Origin of the sequence: Prodigiosinella aquatilis (genome assembly GCA_030388725.1) — a bacterium.
GTDB classification, from domain to species: Bacteria; Pseudomonadota; Gammaproteobacteria; order Enterobacterales; family Enterobacteriaceae; genus Prodigiosinella; species Prodigiosinella aquatilis.
The window spans coordinates 188,792-206,901 of the sequence record CP128857.1 but is presented as its reverse complement, the minus strand read 5'-3'; the positions used below and the strand labels follow the sequence as shown (position 1 = coordinate 206,901).

Genomic DNA, 18,110 nt, shown 5'->3' with positions numbered 1-18,110 from the left:
TCCTCTCGATGATTACCGCATTATGGCTGTCACCAACACGATAAGGAGACAGACCATGTCACGCAGTGCGCTATTAATTATTGATGTACAAGAATCTTTTCTTCACCGCCCCTTCTGGCAAGAACAAGATGTACCGGCCTTTCAGAGCGAAATACTGCGACTGATCGATGGCTGTAAACGGCTGGGTGTCTCTCTGGTTGACGTTTTTCATGTTTCCGATACAGGACCGTTTTCTCTGGAATCCGGCTATGTTACCCGGTTGCCATTTTTGACCCATCAACCCGATATTCAGGTACATAAACACGTACACAATGCTCTGACTGAATCAGGATTGAATGAATGGCTACAGCAACAAGGCATAGATCATCTGATTATTTCAGGCTTACGCACTGAACAATGCTGTGAAACCACCGCGCGGGTTGCGTCCGATCTGGGCTATCAGGTAACGTTTGTCACTGACGCTACCATGACATTCCCGATGACTCACCGTGGGCAAACCCTGAGCACCAGCCAACTGAAACACCGGACAGAAACTGTGCTGATTGACCGTTTTGCCGCTATCTGTACTGTGGATGAGTGTCTGGAAAAGCTTAACCACGCGGAGTAATAACATCATGACACGACAAGTCTATTTTCTGCTGTTGCCCGGCGTGTTAACCCTGGATGTCACCGGTCCGGCAGAAACTCTGCGACTTGCGGGTCGGTTTGATTTGCATTACATCAGCCCGGAAACCGATATTATCAGCTCAATCGGACTGACACTGAGTCATTTACAACCCCTACCCCCGACGTTACCACCAGAAAGTATCCTGGTGGTTCCCGGTGTATATGATTCCAACCGTTATTTCTCGACACCACAAGCCGACGTAGCACGACAGTGGCTGATGCAGCTAAAACCCATGCTGCGAGATCAGACAATAACGCTGGTTTGCATCTGTTCCGGTGCGTTGCTGGCGGCACAAGCTACGCTGCTGGATGGATATCAATGCACCACACACCACGATGTAATTGAAGGTTTATCCCGGCAAGCACCGTTGGCGTTGATTAAAGCAAACCGGATTTTTGTCGAAGACCGGGGCGTCTATACCAGTGCCGGTATCACCACCGGAATTGATCTTTCGCTGCATTTGATTAGCCGTTTTCTGGATCCGCAGCAATCGCTCCGCGTTGCCCGCGAGATGGTGATCTATTTCCGACGCTCTGGTAACGATGAACAACTTTCGCCCTGGTTACAGCATCGTAATCACCTTCATCCGGTTATCCACCGGGCACAGGATATATTATCCGCAGAACCTGAAGCAGCATTGTCACTCACGCAGCTTGCCGACAAAGTCCACGTTAGCAGCCGCCACCTGACCCGGCTTTTCCGCGAACATTTAGGTATCAGCGTACGTGAATATCATGAACAGCTACGAGTGGCTGTGGCACAGCAGCGGTTACAGCAGGGGCTAAAACTGGAAAAAGCCGCTTTGATGGCCGGTTTTTCATCCGGACGTCAACTACGCCGGGCGCAACTGCGTATTTTGCAGCAGGAGCCGTGACATCAGCAAATCAGACGACGCTTATCCACTCGCTGTAACAGCATCGAAAACAGTAGACTCACCATTAAGGCGACAGCAAATACATAAATAATATCCAGCACCGGATAATCGGCCAGTTCCAGATCGTGTGTACGCAAAAAATGAATGACCAGTGCATGAACGCCATAGATCGCCAACGAATGGCGTGAAATCAGCGCCAGTCCTGACGGAACATGTACATTCAGATAAGATTTGAAAACAAGTAACAGACTGGTTGCTGCAATAAACACCAACGGACTACAGTAGATATAGAAAGTCTGGGCGAAATCACCGTTAGATTCTGTTTGCTGCCGGGTTCCCACGGCGATCAACACCACACACAGTACAAATACCCCGACCGCAGCTCTCGCGACGTTCCGTGGTATATCCATCATCCCTAATGCCCTTCCTGTTACGGCATATAACAGATAGTAAAATGTGTCACCAAACACATAGAGATTCACCGGAAACCATTTGCGGCCATCGACCAGCCAGTCACCAGCGTTTGGATTCGCGATTACCGCCAGCACGACAATCACCGCCATCAAATAGCTGACTGATGTCAACCGCACACAAATCAAGGGCGACAGCAGGTAAATCACGACGATGGCATAGAAAAACCACAGGTGATAAAACACCGGTTTCTGTAGTATATGGCTGATTGCGCGGAGTGAATTCATCGGAGTTAATGTGGACATGTAGAGCAGTGCAACGACGCTGTAAAACAGAATGCATAAACCAATGCGCAGAAAATGTTTCCCTCGCGCCTGACGTTCCCCAAAAAATAGATAGCCTGAAATCATAAAGAACAGCGGTACACAAACCCGTGAAGCAGAATTCAGTATATTTGCCACTTCCCAATAATTGTCACCCGGCTCACCACCTGTCGTAACATACCAAGAGGTACTGTGGATAAGAATAACCATCATGCAGGCCACTGCCCGCAGGTTATCAATCCACTTGATCTTATCTGTCATGCACAACTCCGCGACATGCTGTATTGACTCATCAATACAGAGATGACGCCAATGGGATCAGTGCAGCTTATCGGTTGCATTGCATAACCTCAACGTCGCAACATCAGATTTGAGCTGAGGTAGAGAGGGGAAGAGAAATATCAGGGCCACCGAAGTAGCCCTGAAAAGGAGAAACCGCGTTAGAACAGACCCATCGGCTGCTCGGAGTAACTTACCAGCAAACATTTGGTTTGCTGATAATGATCCAGCATCATCTTGTGGTTTTCACGCCCCATACCTGACTGCTTGTACCCGCCAAACGCCGCATGTGCCGGATAGGCATGATAGCAGTTGGTCCACACACGACCGGCTTGAATACCACGCCCCATACGATAGGCAATGTTGCCATTACGGCTCCATACCCCCGCACCCAATCCATATACCGTATCATTGGCGATTTCCAGCGCATCATCCATGGTTTTGAAGGTCGTCACGGCCAACACTGGACCAAATATTTCTTCCTGGAACACTCGCATGCTGTTGTCCCCAAAAAGAATGGTAGGTTCCAGATAGTAACCCTGTGTTAAATCGCCAGGCAGTGTCTTACGATTTCCCCCGTCAACACTCGCGCACCTTCTTTCTTGCCAATATCAATATAGTTAAGGATGGTATCCAACTGACCGGCAGAAACCTGCGCCCCCATCATGGTTTGGCTATCGAGCGGGTTGCCAACGCGGATAGCCTCCACTCGCTTGATGGCTCGCTCCATAAAGCGTTCATAAATGGATTCCTGCACCAGCGCACGGCTCGGACAGGTACAGACTTCCCCCTGATTAAAGGCAAACAGGGCAAACCCTTCCAGAACCTTGTCAAAGAAACTATCTTCTTTATCCATAACGTCAGCAAAGAAGATATTGGGAGACTTGCCCCCCAGTTCCAACGTTACCGGGATGACATTCTGCGCCGCGTAACCCATGATCTGCTGACCCACTTCTGTCGAGCCGGTAAACGCCACTTTAGCAATACGGGGCGATGTCGCCAGATACTCGCCAATCTCACTACCGGAACCGTTCACCACATTAAGCACACCTGGAGGTAACAGATCCTGAATCAGCTCCATCAGCATCAGCACGGAGAGTGGTGTCAGTTTCGCGGGTTTCAGCACGATACAGTTACCCGCGGCCAGCGCCGGAGCCATCTTCCAGCAGGCCATCAGCAGTGGGAAGTTCCAGGGAATAATTTGCCCCACCACACCCAGCGGCTCATGGAAGTGATAAGCCACCGTGTCTTTGTCGATTTCACTGATGGCACCTTCCTGTGCGCGAATACAGGCGGCAAAGTAGCGGAAATGGTCAATACCGAGCGGAACATCCGCATTAGTGGTTTCACGAATCGGTTTACCATTATCCCAGGTTTCCGCACTCGCCAGCAGATCGATATTCTGTTCCATACGATCAGCAATGCGATTCAAGATCGTTGCCCGCTCTGCGGCCGACATGGCTCCCCATTCCGCCTTGGCTTTATGCGCAGCATCAAGCGCATAATCCACATCTTTATTACTGGAGCTGGCAACTTCACATAGTGGCTGACCGGTTATCGGAGTCAGATTAACGTAGTATTCTCCGCTAGCCGGTGGAACCCAGGCGCCACCAATAAAATTGTCATAGCGTTTTTTCAGAGTAAGAGCATATCCATATTCGCCGGACATAAGCCGGCTTCCTGACGTGTCATGTGCCATTTCTGTCTCCTTTGGGCTGCACTATTTTTTATTACGCATTTACGCGTTATGCGGCGATGCCGCAGTGAAAATAGAATGGGTACATCATTGGTAAAACAGAAATTACTGAATAAATTGTATGCAATGTTATCCGCTTGTGATAACGACAACACGATGAAAAAGATAACTCTTCGATTCAGCACACAATTTATCTTCACGCTGTTGCATGCTATTGCTGATCATGCGGATACGCTCACTGTTGTGGGATAAAAACTCGCATCCCCATGCAGGCAATGAAATAATGCCACGATGACGTCACGGTTATCAGAAATGGGTAGCACAGGTGAATAACGATAATTTTTCAGCTGAAAGTGGACAAATGGCACCTGCGGGAGCGTGTCAGCAAACAATATGGCATCAGGGCTCGCTAGAGCAGTCACAGCAGGATTGGCTGGCAGAAGAAGTGCCGGTGGCACTGGTTTATAACGGCATCTCGCATGTTGTTATGATGGCGTCGCCAAAAGATCTGGAACTGTTTGCTCTGGGATTTTCGTTATCTGAAGGCATCATCCAGTCGCCGCAGGATGTCTATGGTATTGATGTTGTACCAGTGTGTAACGGTATCGAAGTGCAAATTGAACTGTCCAGCCGCCGGTTTGCCGGTTTGAAAGCACAAAGACGGGCAATGGATGGACGTACCGGTTGTGGTGTGTGTGGTGTGGAGCAACTGGCGGAAATCGGCAAACCGGTAGTACCACTCCCGTTTAGCCAGACATTCTCGTTACATCAGTTGGATACGGCACTGGGACAGCTGAAGAGTGTACAACAAATAGGGCAGTTGACCGGTTGTACTCACGCCGCTGCCTGGATTTCACCGGATGGAAACCTGCAAGGCGGCTGTGAAGACGTAGGTCGACACGTCGCGCTGGATAAATTGCTGGGGATGCGTGCCAGAAATCTCTGGCAACAAGGCGCCGTGCTGGTTTCCAGCCGTGCCAGTTACGAAATGGTACAAAAGTCAGCCATGTGCGGTGTTGAAATTCTGTTTGCCGTTTCTGCTGCAACCTCGCTGGCCGTTGAAGTTGCCAATCGTTGTAATCTTACACTGGTGGGCTTCAGTCGCCCCGGACGTTCGACCATTTACACCTATCCGCGACGGTTGCGTGAATAGTTGTGCTTTCCCCCTGTCCTTAGACCAATTTGTTGCTAATTAGTACCATCACGGCATAAGAGCTTGTAATACAGGGATAAAAAAAGATAACTCACTAGCCAGAACTGCGAATAATCATTTTCAATATCATTTAATTAACTATAATGAACCTATTACTTACGCGACGCTAACAAATACAGTGCCGCACCATAATAATTACGCCCGACAACAAATTGGAGACGCAAAACATGAGTTATTCCTGCCCACCCTTGCCTTATGCTTATGACGCACTGGAACCCCATTTCGATAAGCAAACGATGGAAATCCATCACACCAAACACCACCAGACCTATGTCAATAATACAAATGCAGCACTGGAATCCTGTCCTGAATTTGCCAGTTTGTCTGTTGAAGAACTGATCACCAAACTGGACCAGGTGCCCGCTGAGAAGAAAACCGCGCTGCGCAACAATGCAGGTGGACATGCCAACCACTGCCTGTTTTGGAAAGGTCTGAAACTTGGCACTACCCTGACGGGTGATCTGAAAGCCACTATCGAACGTGACTTTGGTAGTGTTGATGCTTTCAAAGAAAAATTTGAACAGGCTGCAGCTACCCGTTTTGGTTCTGGCTGGGCATGGCTGATACTGAAAGCTGATGGTAAATTGACCATTGCGTCTACCGCTAATCAGGATAGTCCTCTGATGGGTGAAGCCATTTCAGGTACCTCTGGCTACCCCATATTGGCACTGGACGTGTGGGAACACGCCTACTACCTGAAGTTCCAGAACCGTCGCCCAGACTATATCAAGTCATTCTGGAACGTGGTCAACTGGGACGAAGCAGCCAAACGATTCGCTGAAGCCAGCAAATAATCCGGCTATCCTCCGCTAAGGGATTCACTGTTAAAAAGCCCGAAGTAACATTTTGTTATTTCTGGCTTTTTTTGTTGGCCTAAAACTGTGATTTAACCCGTCAGATTGATATAAAGTTTTTTCTCAGTGCGCCGATAAGACTTCTGTGCCCTTTCTCAACTAGATTTCGTACAGGCTGCATCTGTTATGCGGATAATACGACATTTCATAAGACACATCCTGCTGGCGATTCCGGGTATTAAGGCATCCATACTTTACCTTAACAACCTAGCTCATTAATTATGGACGAAAATAAATGACGATGAAATTTGAAAATATTAAAGTCGGCAAGAAGTTAGGATTCGGGTTCCTATTAATACTACTGTTAACTATCATCATTGCCAGTGTAAGTATAAAGTATGTAGAAACGTTAAGAGATCGTTTCGAAAAAATTACTTTAAACAATCAAATTAATGAAGCGATTAACCAGGCTCGTTATTATCGGGCATTATATATGTCCAATTATAACCCTGATGATATTAAGAGAAATGCTGAAAGCATTGATCATATTGTCAATATTCTGGCGATTATCCAGACAAAATCCTGGAGTAAAGATTACGATGACAGACTTCAGAAAATTTCACAGTTAATTAATGAATATAAAGAAAAACAGAAAGTCTACCTTGCAGCAGTAGCCAAAAAGGATGATGTCAGAAAAAGCTGGAACATTTCTGGTACGACACAACCGCTCAACGAGCTGGAACAACAGATAAAAAGTGAAAATAACCCTGAGTTACTGCTACAACTGACCAAGCTGAATCAGAAACTCATCACTGTCCGTTATTATGTACGCGGGCTGCTCCTTTCTCGCAACAGCGAAGCAGAAAAGCCGTTAATTGCCGCACTGGTTGATGCCCAAAACAGTCTCAGTCAGCTTTATCAGGCGCTAAACAAAGACCAACAGACATTGATTGATCCTGTTGTTTCGACACTAAGTCACTACAAGACACAAATCCAAGCTTATCTCCCGGCGTATCAGGAAGAGTTAAATCAGGCCAAAAACATAGCGGATACCGCACAAGCGCTATCGAATATGGTCGTTAACATGGTTAATGAAGAGATACAGATCTCAGGGCACGATATCAAAAATGCAGAGCTACAGATAGCCATTACCGCGCTGATTACATTGATTCTGGGTATCATCATCGCCTTGCTTATATCCCGCCAGATTACCCATCCGCTCAATCAAACTGTCACCATTGCCGAAGGTATTGCTACCGGTGACCTCACCATGCCCATTACCACCACCCGTCGCGATGAGCTGGGTATGCTGTTTGGTTCAATGGCAAAAATGAAAGCCAATCTGCATACCATGATTGACGAAATTCGCTTGGGTGTCAGCCAAATCACCACTGCCGCCAGCGAGATTGTTACTGGTAACAACGACTTGTCAGCACGGACTGAAGCACAGGCTGCCGCTGTCGAGCAAACTGCAGCGAGTATGGAACAACTGACGGCCACCGTGAAACAAAATGCGGATAATGCCCATCACGCCAATAAACTGGTAGTAGATGCCACTCAAACCGCCAAAGAGGGCGGTAAGCTGGTAGAAAATGTGGTGCACACGATGTCCGAAATTGAAGGCAGTTCCAAACGTATCGCGGAAATTACCTCCGTTATTAACGGTATCGCTTTCCAGACCAATATTCTGGCTTTGAACGCTGCGGTGGAAGCCGCCCGTGCCGGTGAGCAAGGACGAGGATTCGCGGTAGTCGCCAATGAAGTCCGTAATTTGGCGCAGCGTAGTGCTCAGGCAGCCAAAGAGATTGAAAGTTTAATCGCTACCTCAGTCGAACAAGTCACACACGGTGCCAAACTGGTCAATCATACTGGCAAGACCATGACAGACATCGTCACTGCCGTTACGCACGTTCACGATATTATGAGTGAGATAACGGTGGCGTCTGACGAACAGAGCCGCGGCATCGCACAAGTGAATCAAGCGATTGTCGATATGGACAGCACGACCCAACAAAACGCCGCCCTGGTTCAAGAGTCTTCCGCCGCCGCCAGCTCGTTGGAAGACCAGGCCATGATGTTGTCCAATGCGGTTTCCGTCTTCCGTTTGTCTTCTTCACAGGAACTGGAACCGATAACTCACGGTATTCCATTTACCCGTACAACACAGCAACTGCCATATAAAAAATAATGAGTTTGCTTTAATTCAGCGTAGTCTCCAGGCTACGCTGTTTTTCTGTCACCAAGCCATATACTAAATAATGAGCACTACAGGAAGGCACAGTGAAAGAATCACGATGATCTTACTGAGACAAGTAATTCGAGTAACTGAAGCAACTTGAAGTCTGACGAGTACATCGCCTTACAGCATATTATGCAGATTTTTTACACATAATCAGTCACGCGGATAAAATCACGTCGGTATATTCCTTCAAAAAAAACGCTACTGAATAAAATAAATCGTGGGGAATTTTGGTTTATTCCACCGATAATTATTTGTACAGCGCCACTAATGCAATAAGAAAACATAGAAATCAAATCTGAAAAGATGATTAAAAGCCCATGGAATAATACTCGAACATAATGATAACTATCAGGATTAATATATTTATCACTCACTGATTTTGAGAAACCATCAAGATTACTACATTTTATACCCAATAGATTTCAAGATGCAGAAAGGCGGCAAGAGAGAGTCCCGATGAGCTTACTCAGGTAAGTGATTCGGGTGACAAATCTACCGGGAGCAGATTTGAACGCTGTTTGCAGCGGCCCCAAAGGGGAGAGGCCCAAGGATGGGCGGAGTAATCGAACGCAGCCAACATACCTGCAACTAGAAAGATGACCGGTGTAAATGGGAAGGGTATGGCTGACGCTTGACCAAGCGTCAGAAGATACATTAATCAATAAAGTTAATACCACCGAAGTGTATATACTCGCCATCCGTCAGTTAAAAAACGGCAATCCATTTCTCATCCCAGTGTGAATTATGTCGATACTCCCCCCATTTTCGTGGACGGGGTGGAATGAACAGACGCCCAGATCGTCAGTGGCAAACGATTGACCCGACATTAAAACGATTTCGGCGCATACCCCGTCATTTCTTTCAGACCCATTTCACGACCCAGGGCGGTCATGGGATGTACCACCACCAATCCACGGACCGTTTTTTTCAACGTCCCCATATCAGCCTGCTCTTTTTTGGTTATCGTCCGGTGAAAAGGTAAACCAGTCAGTTTTTGTGCTTCTTTGCTGAGTTTCTGATCGCAGACACTGCGCAACCGTTCGATCTCCGCTGCCAGTTTCTCACAAGCTACCTGATTCTCCGTAATCGCGTCTGCTTCACCTTGCTGAATTAAGTGAGCCTGTTTGAGCGTTAACGCATGCAGTTGATCGCTCAAGCGTTTAATTTCGGCCTTTTCCTGCTTTTTCATCACTAAACCTGTTTTTTTATCAAAATAATGGTCATAAGCATACACCAAACCCCAGTGTATGCAGAAACGAAGGGAATCATTTAAACAAGCCATGGCAAATGGAGGCACACACGTTAATGCTAACGCGAGGGAAAGGGTTAGAACGCCTTTTTCAGACTGATTTGCGAGATAAGTTCGGTCAGCGATAGTACCAGTGTAGAACGAACCATTTGCTGATAACGCTGCTGCTGCATGGCAATCAGCATATTGTCGTCAGGATCACCACTTGCTGGCAGCGCGGGCGGCGACGGCAGGTTGACAACACAGTGAAGTTCACTGACAGGGCCAAAAATCTCATCGTCAGTGAAACGATAGTCGTGGACATCATGGGTCAGTTCTTCCCCCAGTGCCATCAACAGTTCAGCATCTTCATACTCTTTACGGCTGATCATGCCCAGACCGTAAATCAGCTTCAACCGTACTGACAACTCACCAAGCGGCCCGGTACCAGATAACAACGGTTCGACGGCATATTTCACGGCATAATCATCTTTGCGAAATACCTGTAACATCAGAATACTGACAGCTTCCGCCAGCAACTGAACGGCCGTCAGCATAAAGGTTCGCACCGTTTTACCACTATTTAGCGATTCCAATACCCGGTTTTCAAATGCCTGAGTTTCATCCATCGTCACTTCTCGTACTTTAACCTCGCACACAGCCTTGCCCTTGCTATGCAAAACACGTTTTTTCACGGGCACACACTATTCATTATTCAAACGCACCCGATAGAGAAAGCAAGGGCAAAACCTGACTTGAGCCGAGACGCGCCGATCATTGCATGGCGTTATACACACTCACTGCCTGTCCGACAACCTTACTGTCAGCATCCAAGCCGGAAATTTGTGCCAATGCGGCCTGTGGTCCCAATTTCTGCAGCAAATCCGCCAGTTCATTTGCTTGTGGATCCTGTTCGCTGCGGTAGTGCATCGCCGCCGCAATACCGATGACCAGATTATCGTGCGGCAACCCATATTCCAGCGTTCCCAGCAACGGTTTGATCAGACGATCACCCGCACTCAGCTTACGTAATGGCTGGCGTCCGACACGCTCCACATCATCATGCAGATACGGGTTTTCAAAACGGCTAAGGATTTTCTGGATGTAAGCCTGATGTTTATCGGCATCAAAACCATAACGGTTGATCAGCACCGCACCACTCTCTTCCATTGCGCCTTGCACCACACGGCGGATTTCCGGGTCGAGAATAGCATCACGGATAGTTTTATGTCCGGTTCGCTGCCCCAGATATGCAGTAATGGCATGACCGGTATTCAGCGTAAACAGCTTACGCTCCACAAACGCCATCAGATTATTGGTCAACTCCATACCGGTAATAGCTGGGGGCTGACCGTTAAACTGCGTTTCATCCACAATCCATTCACTGAAAGTTTCCACCGTCACAGCCAACGGGTCTTCGCTACCAGTTTCTGACGGTGGCACAATCCGGTCCACGGCGGAATCAACAAAACCAACATGTTCTGACACCCACGCCAAAGACGATTCCGGCAGATGCTTTAGCACCTGTTGTTTTAACTGGCTGGTGCCACGCACCATATTTTCACAGGCAATAATGTTCAGCGCTTGCTGGTTGCCGTTGTCATGGCGTTTCACCAGACCCTGAGCAATGGTGCCGGCAATCTTCTCCAGAATTTGCGGGCCAACCGCCGTCGTCACCATATCAACGTCGGCAATCAGATCGATGGCTTGCTGGCTACCACTGTGTACCGCACTGACATTATTAACGGTGTCCACCTGCATTTGTTCGCCAACGATATGAACCTGATAGCTTTTTCGCTGATTGATGGCATCCAGCAACGGCTGGTTCACATCAGCAAATATCAGGGTGATACCGGCATCGGCCAGCAGCTTACCAATAAATCCGCGGCCGATATTACCGGCACCAAAATGTAATGCTTTCATCATGCGTTAACCTTTCAAGACAAAACATAAAAAGAGGCCGCCCGAAGGCGGCGCTGCTCGTCAGGCACTCTTTTTACCGGACAACAGGTCGAGAACATCCTGTACATCATGAGTCTGCGCCAGGCGTTCAATCACGAATTCGTCATCCAGCGCATTGGTCAGGTTGGTGATAACCTGAATATGCTCGTTATTACGGGCGGCGATACCAATCACCAGGCGAGCGACTTCATCCTCTTCGGCACCAAAACGCACCCCTTGCGGATACTGACAGAACACCACACCGGTTTTAATCACCCGATCTTTCGCTTCAATTGTCCCGTGCGGCACCGCGATAGACTCACCCAGATAGGTGGAGGTCATTTTTTCACGCTCCAGCATGGCATCCACGTATTCCGGTTCAACATAACCACGTTTCACCAACTGTTCACCCGCAAAGCGGATCGCCTGCTCTTTATCGCTGGCCTGCTGATTCAGGAACACGTCTGCGGCAGTTAGTTGAAACAACGCCGGCTGACTGGTTTCACTTTCCGATACCACAGAGATAACGTCTGGTGAACCATGTTGTTCTGACTGTGCGGCCTGCAAACGGGCGACCAGATCGCTGTACAACTGGCTATCCAGGAAATTCGTCAGCGAAATATGTTGTGCCTGCGGCGCATGGCGCATGGCGCGCTCCGTTAAATCACGGTGCGTAATAACCAGGTCGACATCATCCGGCAGATTATTGATGGCATTGTTGGTGACACTAATATTTTTCAGACCGGCATTTTGTACCTTCTTGCGCAACACACCAGCCCCCATGGCGCTGGAACCCATACCGGCATCACAGGCGACGATGATTTTGCGCACCGTACTCAGATCACCACTCACACCGGTCGCGGCCTGGCCTTTTGAGCCGGATTTCATTTCCTGCATGCGGCGGGTCGCCAGTTCCAGATCATCGCCTTCCTTGATTTTGGTGCTTTTCAGCAAAATCGAGGAGACTACGAAAGACACGGCAAATGCAGCAGTAACGGCCATAATGTTAGCGAAATAAGCACCTTTGGGCGTCATCGCCAGTACGGCCAGAATGGATCCCGGCGACGCCGGAGAAACCAGACCACCATGGAGTACACCCAGCGTGAACACACCCGTCATACCACCCAGGATGACCGCGAGAATCAGACGCGGATTCATCAACACATAAGGGAAGTAGATTTCATGAATCCCCCCCAGGAAGTGGATGATAGCGGCACCCGGTGCTGATTGTTTGGCATTGCCCCGGCCAAAAAACATATAGGCCATGAGTACGCCCATCCCCGGCCCTGGGTTGGCTTCAATCAGGAAGAAAATGGACTTGCCGGTTTCAGCAGCCTGCTGGATGCCCAGCGGTGAGAAAATCCCGTGGTTAATGGCATTGTTGAGGAACAGGATCTTTGCCGGTTCAACGAATATTGATGCCAACGGTAGTAGATTGTGTTGCACCATCAGATGCACACCGGAAGACAGGAACTGCGACAAGATTTCTACCAGCGGCCCAATCGCCAGAAAGGCCAGAATCGCCAGCAGCATACCGATAATACCGGCAGAAAAGTTGTTGACCAGCATTTCAAAACCACTTCTGATTTTGCCGTCAACCATCTTGTCAAAGCGCTTGATCGTCCAGCCACCCAGCGGACCAACAATCATGGCACCGAGGAACATTGGAATGTCTTCACCGACAATGACCCCCATGGTAGTAATCGCACCGACCACACCACCACGTTCTCCTCCGATCAGACGACCACCGGTATACCCGATCAGCAACGGCAGCAGGTACTTAATCATCGGGCCAACTAACTTGGCCAATGTTTCGTTGGGAATCCATCCAGTCGGGATAAACAGCGCAGTAATAATACCCCAGGCGATGAAGGCACCAATATTCGGCATCACCATATTGCTCAGAAAGCGGCCAAAATTCTGTATTTTGACCCTAGTATCTGGTGAGAGCATAAAAATACACCCCTATTATATAAAACACGCCGAGGAAAATGCGCGTGAGAATTATCGTGAGACGGCGTGAAATGTCCCGTCAGTGTTACTGTACGCAGCGCGACTCTAACACGCTATTTTCATACCGCAACTCCATGGGGTGAATGTGACAAAAATCACACATTCACCCTACAACACCGATACAAATAGGTGATTAACTTCACAAAATTACAATAAAAAGGCCATTTTGTATGAAATTCATTCAATTCGAGAGAGCCAAAAAGTGATATATGTCACATTTTTGAATTGGGGGTTTGTTCTTATTATGTGACTTAAATCACAAATAACTTTTTGTTCTGACGGGTTCGGCGGATGACGAACCGACACATTGGGCCCTTGCAAGCAAACGGCCTCACATAACACGATCGAGGTAAGTCAATATCAGGAACACCAGAGGAGCACCATACCCTGGGACTCCTCTGGCATCCCGGTTAACCAATCGGCATTATTCGTCTAATGGCTCGCTACCAGATTTTGCCCCTTCAAGGCGTTAACCAGATTCTGTTGCTGTGTCGCCAGGTCCGACATCATACCGTTGTACTGATCCACTTGCTGCTGCGTGTGAAACTGCACATTGGAATCGTTGAAAACCACTTGATTACCCTGCGATTGTAAATAATCCCCCACCTTAATCAGGCTTTGGATAAACGATACACTGTCTGGCACGATGGATATCATCGCCGTAGCCGGCTTAACGACCACGCGGTTATAGAGTTTGTCATAGACCAACTTCAGATCTTCAGGCTGCTTCAGTGCCTGTCTGGCATTATCGGCCTGCGTTTTCGCGTTCAGTGACTGTTGCCCCAGCAAATTCAACGCACCAATCAGTTGACGCAGGTTATTGCGCTGAGAAATATAATCCTGTGGCACACGAATATGAGAAACTTGCTCCAGCATGGGTTTCAGGCTGCCAGCGACGACTTGTTGCAGTTGCCGGTTAAAAGTGGTCAAGACAGCGTAATCCTGAACGTAATGTCCGAAAGACTGCTTCTGCTGTTCAGTCAGCACAGGGAGCTGCCGTTCTTCCTGTGGTTGAATACTCTGCAAGAAGGCAGTAAACGCCTGACGCTGCTCCTTATCTTTGTCGCCACAGGCTGTAAGTTGTAATGCCATAAAAAACATAATCACTGGCAACAGCCAGCGTGAACGGTAATCCGCCAACATGTCTACTACTCCCGTTTTATCACTCCGCAGTGTTTAAATACGATACTTTTCACTCACTACGCTAAGCATAGACGACCCCACTTATCCGCAGGGCGAAAAACACGTATTTTGAACAGATGTCGCACCTCACCAACGGTGACGCCTGTTCATTCTACGCTTTATTTGTCAAATTCCATGCACCGAATCATGCACCGAATAGATAGTTTCCTGCACAGTTACAGTGCAGAAACACCCCCCCAACGGGCGAGTGACACCACAAAAGACCAGGTTAGCCAGCGCGAGACCGTGTCCATAAAAAATGGGTCGACAAGGCATTCTTGCCCGTGGATAACCAGGACAACACCCGGCCATTCAGACCTTGATTCAAGGTTGAACACAAGCTGGCAAGATTATTGCTTACCTTTGATATGGCAGGAGCGATAGCGGGCAACCGGTGTCGTCAGACAATTTGGTAATGGGTTACTAGGGTTCCGGTTTAACGACGCAGGTCCGAGAGTAACCGACCGCCCTCTGGCGGTTACACGGCGGGATAAAAGCCCGGGAGGATACAGCGAGATAGATGCTCGCCGCCCTCCTGCTTTTTATTGCTGCCCAACGTCAGAGGAATCGTCATTATGAAAACAATTCAACGCTTATTGCTTCTTTGCGCTTTTGTACTATTCAGTACCACTGCCCTCGCAGCCAAACCCAGCTTTAAACTTTGCTGGTCTATTTATGCTGGCTGGATGCCTTGGGATTACGCCCAGCAACAGGGTATCGTCAAGAAATGGGCCGACAAATATGGCATTAATATCCAGTTTGTTCAGGTCAACGACTACATCGAATCGGTTAACCAATACACCGCCGGTGGTTTTGACGGCTGTACCATGACCAACATGGACGCGTTGACGATCCCGGCTGCTGGTGGTGTTGACAGTACCGCGCTGATTGTCGGCGACTATTCCAATGGTAACGACGGCATCCTGATCAAAGGTGCCAACAACCTCCATGCCCTGAAAGGCAAACCCATCAATTTGGTACAGTTCTCCGTGTCGCACTATTTATTGGCTCGGGCACTGGAAAAAAGCGGCATGACGGAAAAAGACGTTAAGGTGGTGAACACGGCGGATGCCGACCTGGTAGCCGCTTTCGGAACCAAAGACGTACAGTCCATCGTTACCTGGAACCCGCTACTGGCCGAAGCTGAAAAACAACCAGACAGTCACCTGGTATTTTCTTCCGCCCAGATTCCCGGTGAAATCCTCGATTTATTGGTCGTGAATACCAAAACCCTGAAAAAACATCCGGAACTGGGTAAGGCACTGACCGGCGCCTGGTATGAAACGCTGCGGACGATGTCCGGCGACTCAGCCAAGGCCCGCAGCGCTCGTACTTTTATGGGGCAGGACTCCGGCACTGATCTGGCCGGTTTCGACGCTCAATTGGCGGCAACGCATCTCTTCACCACACCACAACTGACGCTGGATTTCGTAGGCAGTCCTCAGTTGAAAACCACCATGCAGTCGGTCGCTGAATTTTCATTCCGTCACGGTCTGTTGGGCGATGGTGCACCCAGTGCCGACGTGGTGGGCGTTTCTACACCAGCCGGACTGTGGGGCAATACAGGTAATGTCAAATTGCGCTTCAGCGACGAATTTCTGAAGCTGGCGGTGGCCAACAAGCTGTAATCCGGGAGACGCCAGATGCGCAAACTAATCAACTACCAGCCAGTGCCGCTAACACGCGGGATGATGGGGTTTCTGCCGCTGCTGGCGCTGTTACTGCTCTATCTGATGGCCTCCGACGCCCGGCTAGCCGTCAACGCGGCCGACAAATTGCTGCCCAGTCTCAGCACCATGGCAGACGCTATCCACCGTATGGCGTTTGAACCCAATGATCGCACTGGTCAGTATTTGCTCTGGGTGGACACCGCCGCCAGCCTGCTACGCCTGCTCACCGGAGTAGCGCTGAGCGCGATGCTGGCGCTGGTGTTCGGCCTGTTCTGCGGCGCACTGCCATCGGTGCGGGCGGTACTGTCACCACTGATTACGTTGTTTGCGCTGATCCCACCATTGGCCGTGCTACCGATTCTGTTTATCTGCTTCGGACTGGGGGAAGTCTCCAAAGTGGTGTTGATCGTGGTGGGCATTACGCCGTTCATCATCCGCGATTTGCAGTTGCATGTACAAAGCATCCCACGGGAACAATTGGTGAAAGCGCAAACCCTCGGTGGCAATAGCGCACAGATTTTATGGCGCGTGATCCTGCCGCAACTGATGCCGCGCCTGCTGGATGCAGTGCGCCTGTCATTAAGTTCAGCCTGGTTGTTCCTGATTGCCGCGGAAGCCATCTCCGCCACCGATGGGCTGGGTTACCGTATTTTCCTGATGCGCCGTTATCTGGCAATGGATGTCATCCTGCCATATGTGGCGTGGATCACGCTGTTGGCCTTTGCGCTGGACTACCTGTTGCGGGTCATCAGCCGTCGTGGCTGGCCATGGTATTACGCCAAATAACCCGGAGTCGTCATGGCATTGTTAACGCTTAAAAATCTCAGAAAACACTATGACGGACAGGTGGTGCTCGAACAGCTCAACGTGTCTGTAGAAGAGGGTGAATTTGTCTCTATTGTTGGTGCTTCCGGCTGTGGAAAAACCACATTTCTGAATATGCTGCTGGGAACGGAGAGTCCCAGCAGCGGAGAACTGTTACTGGACGGCGCGCCCATCCCGCAGGAACCAGATGAACACCGCGGCGTGGTATTCCAGCGCTATTCCGTCTTTCCCCATCTCAGTGTGCTGGAAAATGTGATGCTTGGCGCCGAATTTACTGCGGCCCGCTGGTTGGGCCGCGTGTGGGGAAAACGTCGCCTGGTCATCCGCACGCAGGCACAGGCTATGCTTAAGCAGGTCGGTCTGGAGCAGGCACAGCACAAGTACCCGCATCAGCTCTCCGGTGGAATGCAACAGCGATTGGCGCTGGCTCAGGCACTGATTAAACATCCGCGGATCCTGCTGCTGGACGAACCGTTTGGCGCCCTGGATCCGGGTATCCGCAGTGAAATGCATCAGTTGATTACCCAATTGTGGCGGGAATACCGTCTGACCATTTTCATGATCACCCACGATCTGAAGGAGGGATTCTCTCTCGGATCGCGGCTGTGGGTTTTCGACAAAATCCGCCACGACCCGCAGGCTCCCGAAGCCTGGGGCGCGAGCATTACTTACGATATCCCACTGGATCGCGCCCCAGCTGGCGTGCGCGACTCCGTAGGGGAACTGATGGAAGGGCGACGCGTCGCCTGAAC

14 protein-coding genes, 1 pseudogene and 1 riboswitch are annotated in these 18,110 nt (G+C 49.4%); of the genes and pseudogenes, 8 read left to right on the top strand and 7 right to left on the bottom strand.

Annotated features, from left to right (window positions below; translation table 11 throughout):
* The first annotated feature begins 55 nt into the window (after positions 1-55).
* Together PCO85_00925 and PCO85_00920 are read left to right on the top strand one after the other, a co-directional pair.
* Entirely contained in the window at positions 56-607 is a 552-nt protein-coding gene (locus tag PCO85_00925) for an isochorismatase family protein (GenBank protein WJV54086.1), read from the top strand.
* Positions 608-614: 7 nt separating this feature from the next.
* Positions 615-1,541 (top strand): helix-turn-helix domain-containing protein, encoded by a 927-nt coding sequence (locus tag PCO85_00920; GenBank protein ID WJV54085.1) that lies wholly within the window; start codon positions 615-617, stop codon positions 1,539-1,541.
* A 2-nt stretch (positions 1,542-1,543) separates the two neighbouring features.
* Here PCO85_00920 and PCO85_00915 read toward each other — a convergent pair whose 3' ends face one another.
* Together PCO85_00915 and PCO85_00910 are read right to left on the bottom strand one after the other, a co-directional pair.
* Positions 1,544-2,536: an acyltransferase gene (locus tag PCO85_00915; GenBank protein WJV54084.1), complete on the bottom strand. Its 993-nt coding sequence runs from the start codon at positions 2,534-2,536 to the stop codon at positions 1,544-1,546.
* A gap of 179 nt (positions 2,537-2,715) precedes the next feature.
* Positions 2,716-4,253: pseudogene (locus PCO85_00910) on the bottom strand (aldehyde dehydrogenase family protein).
* Between the two features lie 358 nt (positions 4,254-4,611).
* Between PCO85_00910 and fdhD the strand changes: the two are divergent.
* The 3 genes from fdhD (at position 4,612) to PCO85_00895 (ending at position 8,445) form a co-directional block, all read left to right on the top strand.
* On the top strand, positions 4,612-5,403 hold the full coding sequence (gene fdhD, locus PCO85_00905; protein WJV55957.1) for a formate dehydrogenase accessory sulfurtransferase FdhD: 792 nt from the start codon (positions 4,612-4,614) through the stop codon (positions 5,401-5,403).
* 227 nt (positions 5,404-5,630) lie between these two features.
* Positions 5,631-6,257 (top strand): superoxide dismutase [Mn], encoded by a 627-nt coding sequence (gene sodA, locus PCO85_00900; GenBank protein WJV54083.1) that lies wholly within the window; start codon positions 5,631-5,633, stop codon positions 6,255-6,257.
* A gap of 295 nt (positions 6,258-6,552) precedes the next feature.
* Complete coding sequence (locus PCO85_00895; protein WJV54082.1) at positions 6,553-8,445, top strand: methyl-accepting chemotaxis protein; 1,893 nt, start codon at positions 6,553-6,555, stop codon at positions 8,443-8,445.
* An 880-nt stretch (positions 8,446-9,325) separates the two neighbouring features.
* Here PCO85_00895 and PCO85_00890 read toward each other — a convergent pair.
* The 5 genes from PCO85_00890 to PCO85_00870 form a co-directional block, all read right to left on the bottom strand.
* On the bottom strand, positions 9,326-9,688 hold the full coding sequence (locus tag PCO85_00890) for a YibL family ribosome-associated protein (GenBank protein ID WJV54081.1): 363 nt from the start codon (positions 9,686-9,688) through the stop codon (positions 9,326-9,328).
* A gap of 137 nt (positions 9,689-9,825) precedes the next feature.
* Positions 9,826-10,356, bottom strand: a complete 531-nt coding sequence (locus PCO85_00885) for an MltR family transcriptional regulator (GenBank protein ID WJV55956.1) — start codon at positions 10,354-10,356, stop codon at positions 9,826-9,828.
* Positions 10,357-10,501: 145 nt separating this feature from the next.
* Positions 10,502-11,650 (bottom strand): mannitol-1-phosphate 5-dehydrogenase, encoded by a 1,149-nt coding sequence (locus PCO85_00880; protein WJV55955.1) that lies wholly within the window; start codon positions 11,648-11,650, stop codon positions 10,502-10,504.
* A gap of 60 nt (positions 11,651-11,710) precedes the next feature.
* A complete protein-coding gene (locus PCO85_00875; GenBank protein ID WJV54080.1) occupies positions 11,711-13,621 on the bottom strand; it encodes a PTS mannitol transporter subunit IICBA in 1,911 nt (636 codons plus the stop codon).
* Positions 13,622-14,113: 492 nt separating this feature from the next.
* Complete coding sequence (locus PCO85_00870; protein ID WJV54079.1) at positions 14,114-14,824, bottom strand: DUF3053 domain-containing protein; 711 nt, start codon at positions 14,822-14,824, stop codon at positions 14,114-14,116.
* Positions 14,825-15,275: 451 nt separating this feature from the next.
* A riboswitch (guanidine-I (ykkC/yxkD leader) is annotated at positions 15,276-15,370 on the top strand.
* 68 nt (positions 15,371-15,438) lie between these two features.
* On the opposite strand from PCO85_00870, the gene PCO85_00865 reads away from it, so the two are divergent.
* From PCO85_00865 to PCO85_00855, 3 genes are read left to right on the top strand one after another with little or no spacing between them, the layout of a single operon-like run.
* Entirely contained in the window at positions 15,439-16,491 is a 1,053-nt protein-coding gene (locus PCO85_00865; GenBank protein WJV54078.1) for a putative urea ABC transporter substrate-binding protein, read from the top strand.
* 15 nt (positions 16,492-16,506) lie between these two features.
* Positions 16,507-17,319, top strand: coding sequence for an ABC transporter permease (locus PCO85_00860; protein ID WJV54077.1), 813 nt, complete (start codon positions 16,507-16,509; stop codon positions 17,317-17,319).
* Positions 17,320-17,331: 12 nt separating this feature from the next.
* The gene (locus tag PCO85_00855) at positions 17,332-18,108 is read left to right on the top strand and encodes an ABC transporter ATP-binding protein (GenBank protein ID WJV54076.1); all 777 of its coding nucleotides are present in this window, start codon (positions 17,332-17,334) and stop codon (positions 18,106-18,108) included.
* The last annotated feature ends 2 nt before the right edge of the window (positions 18,109-18,110 follow it).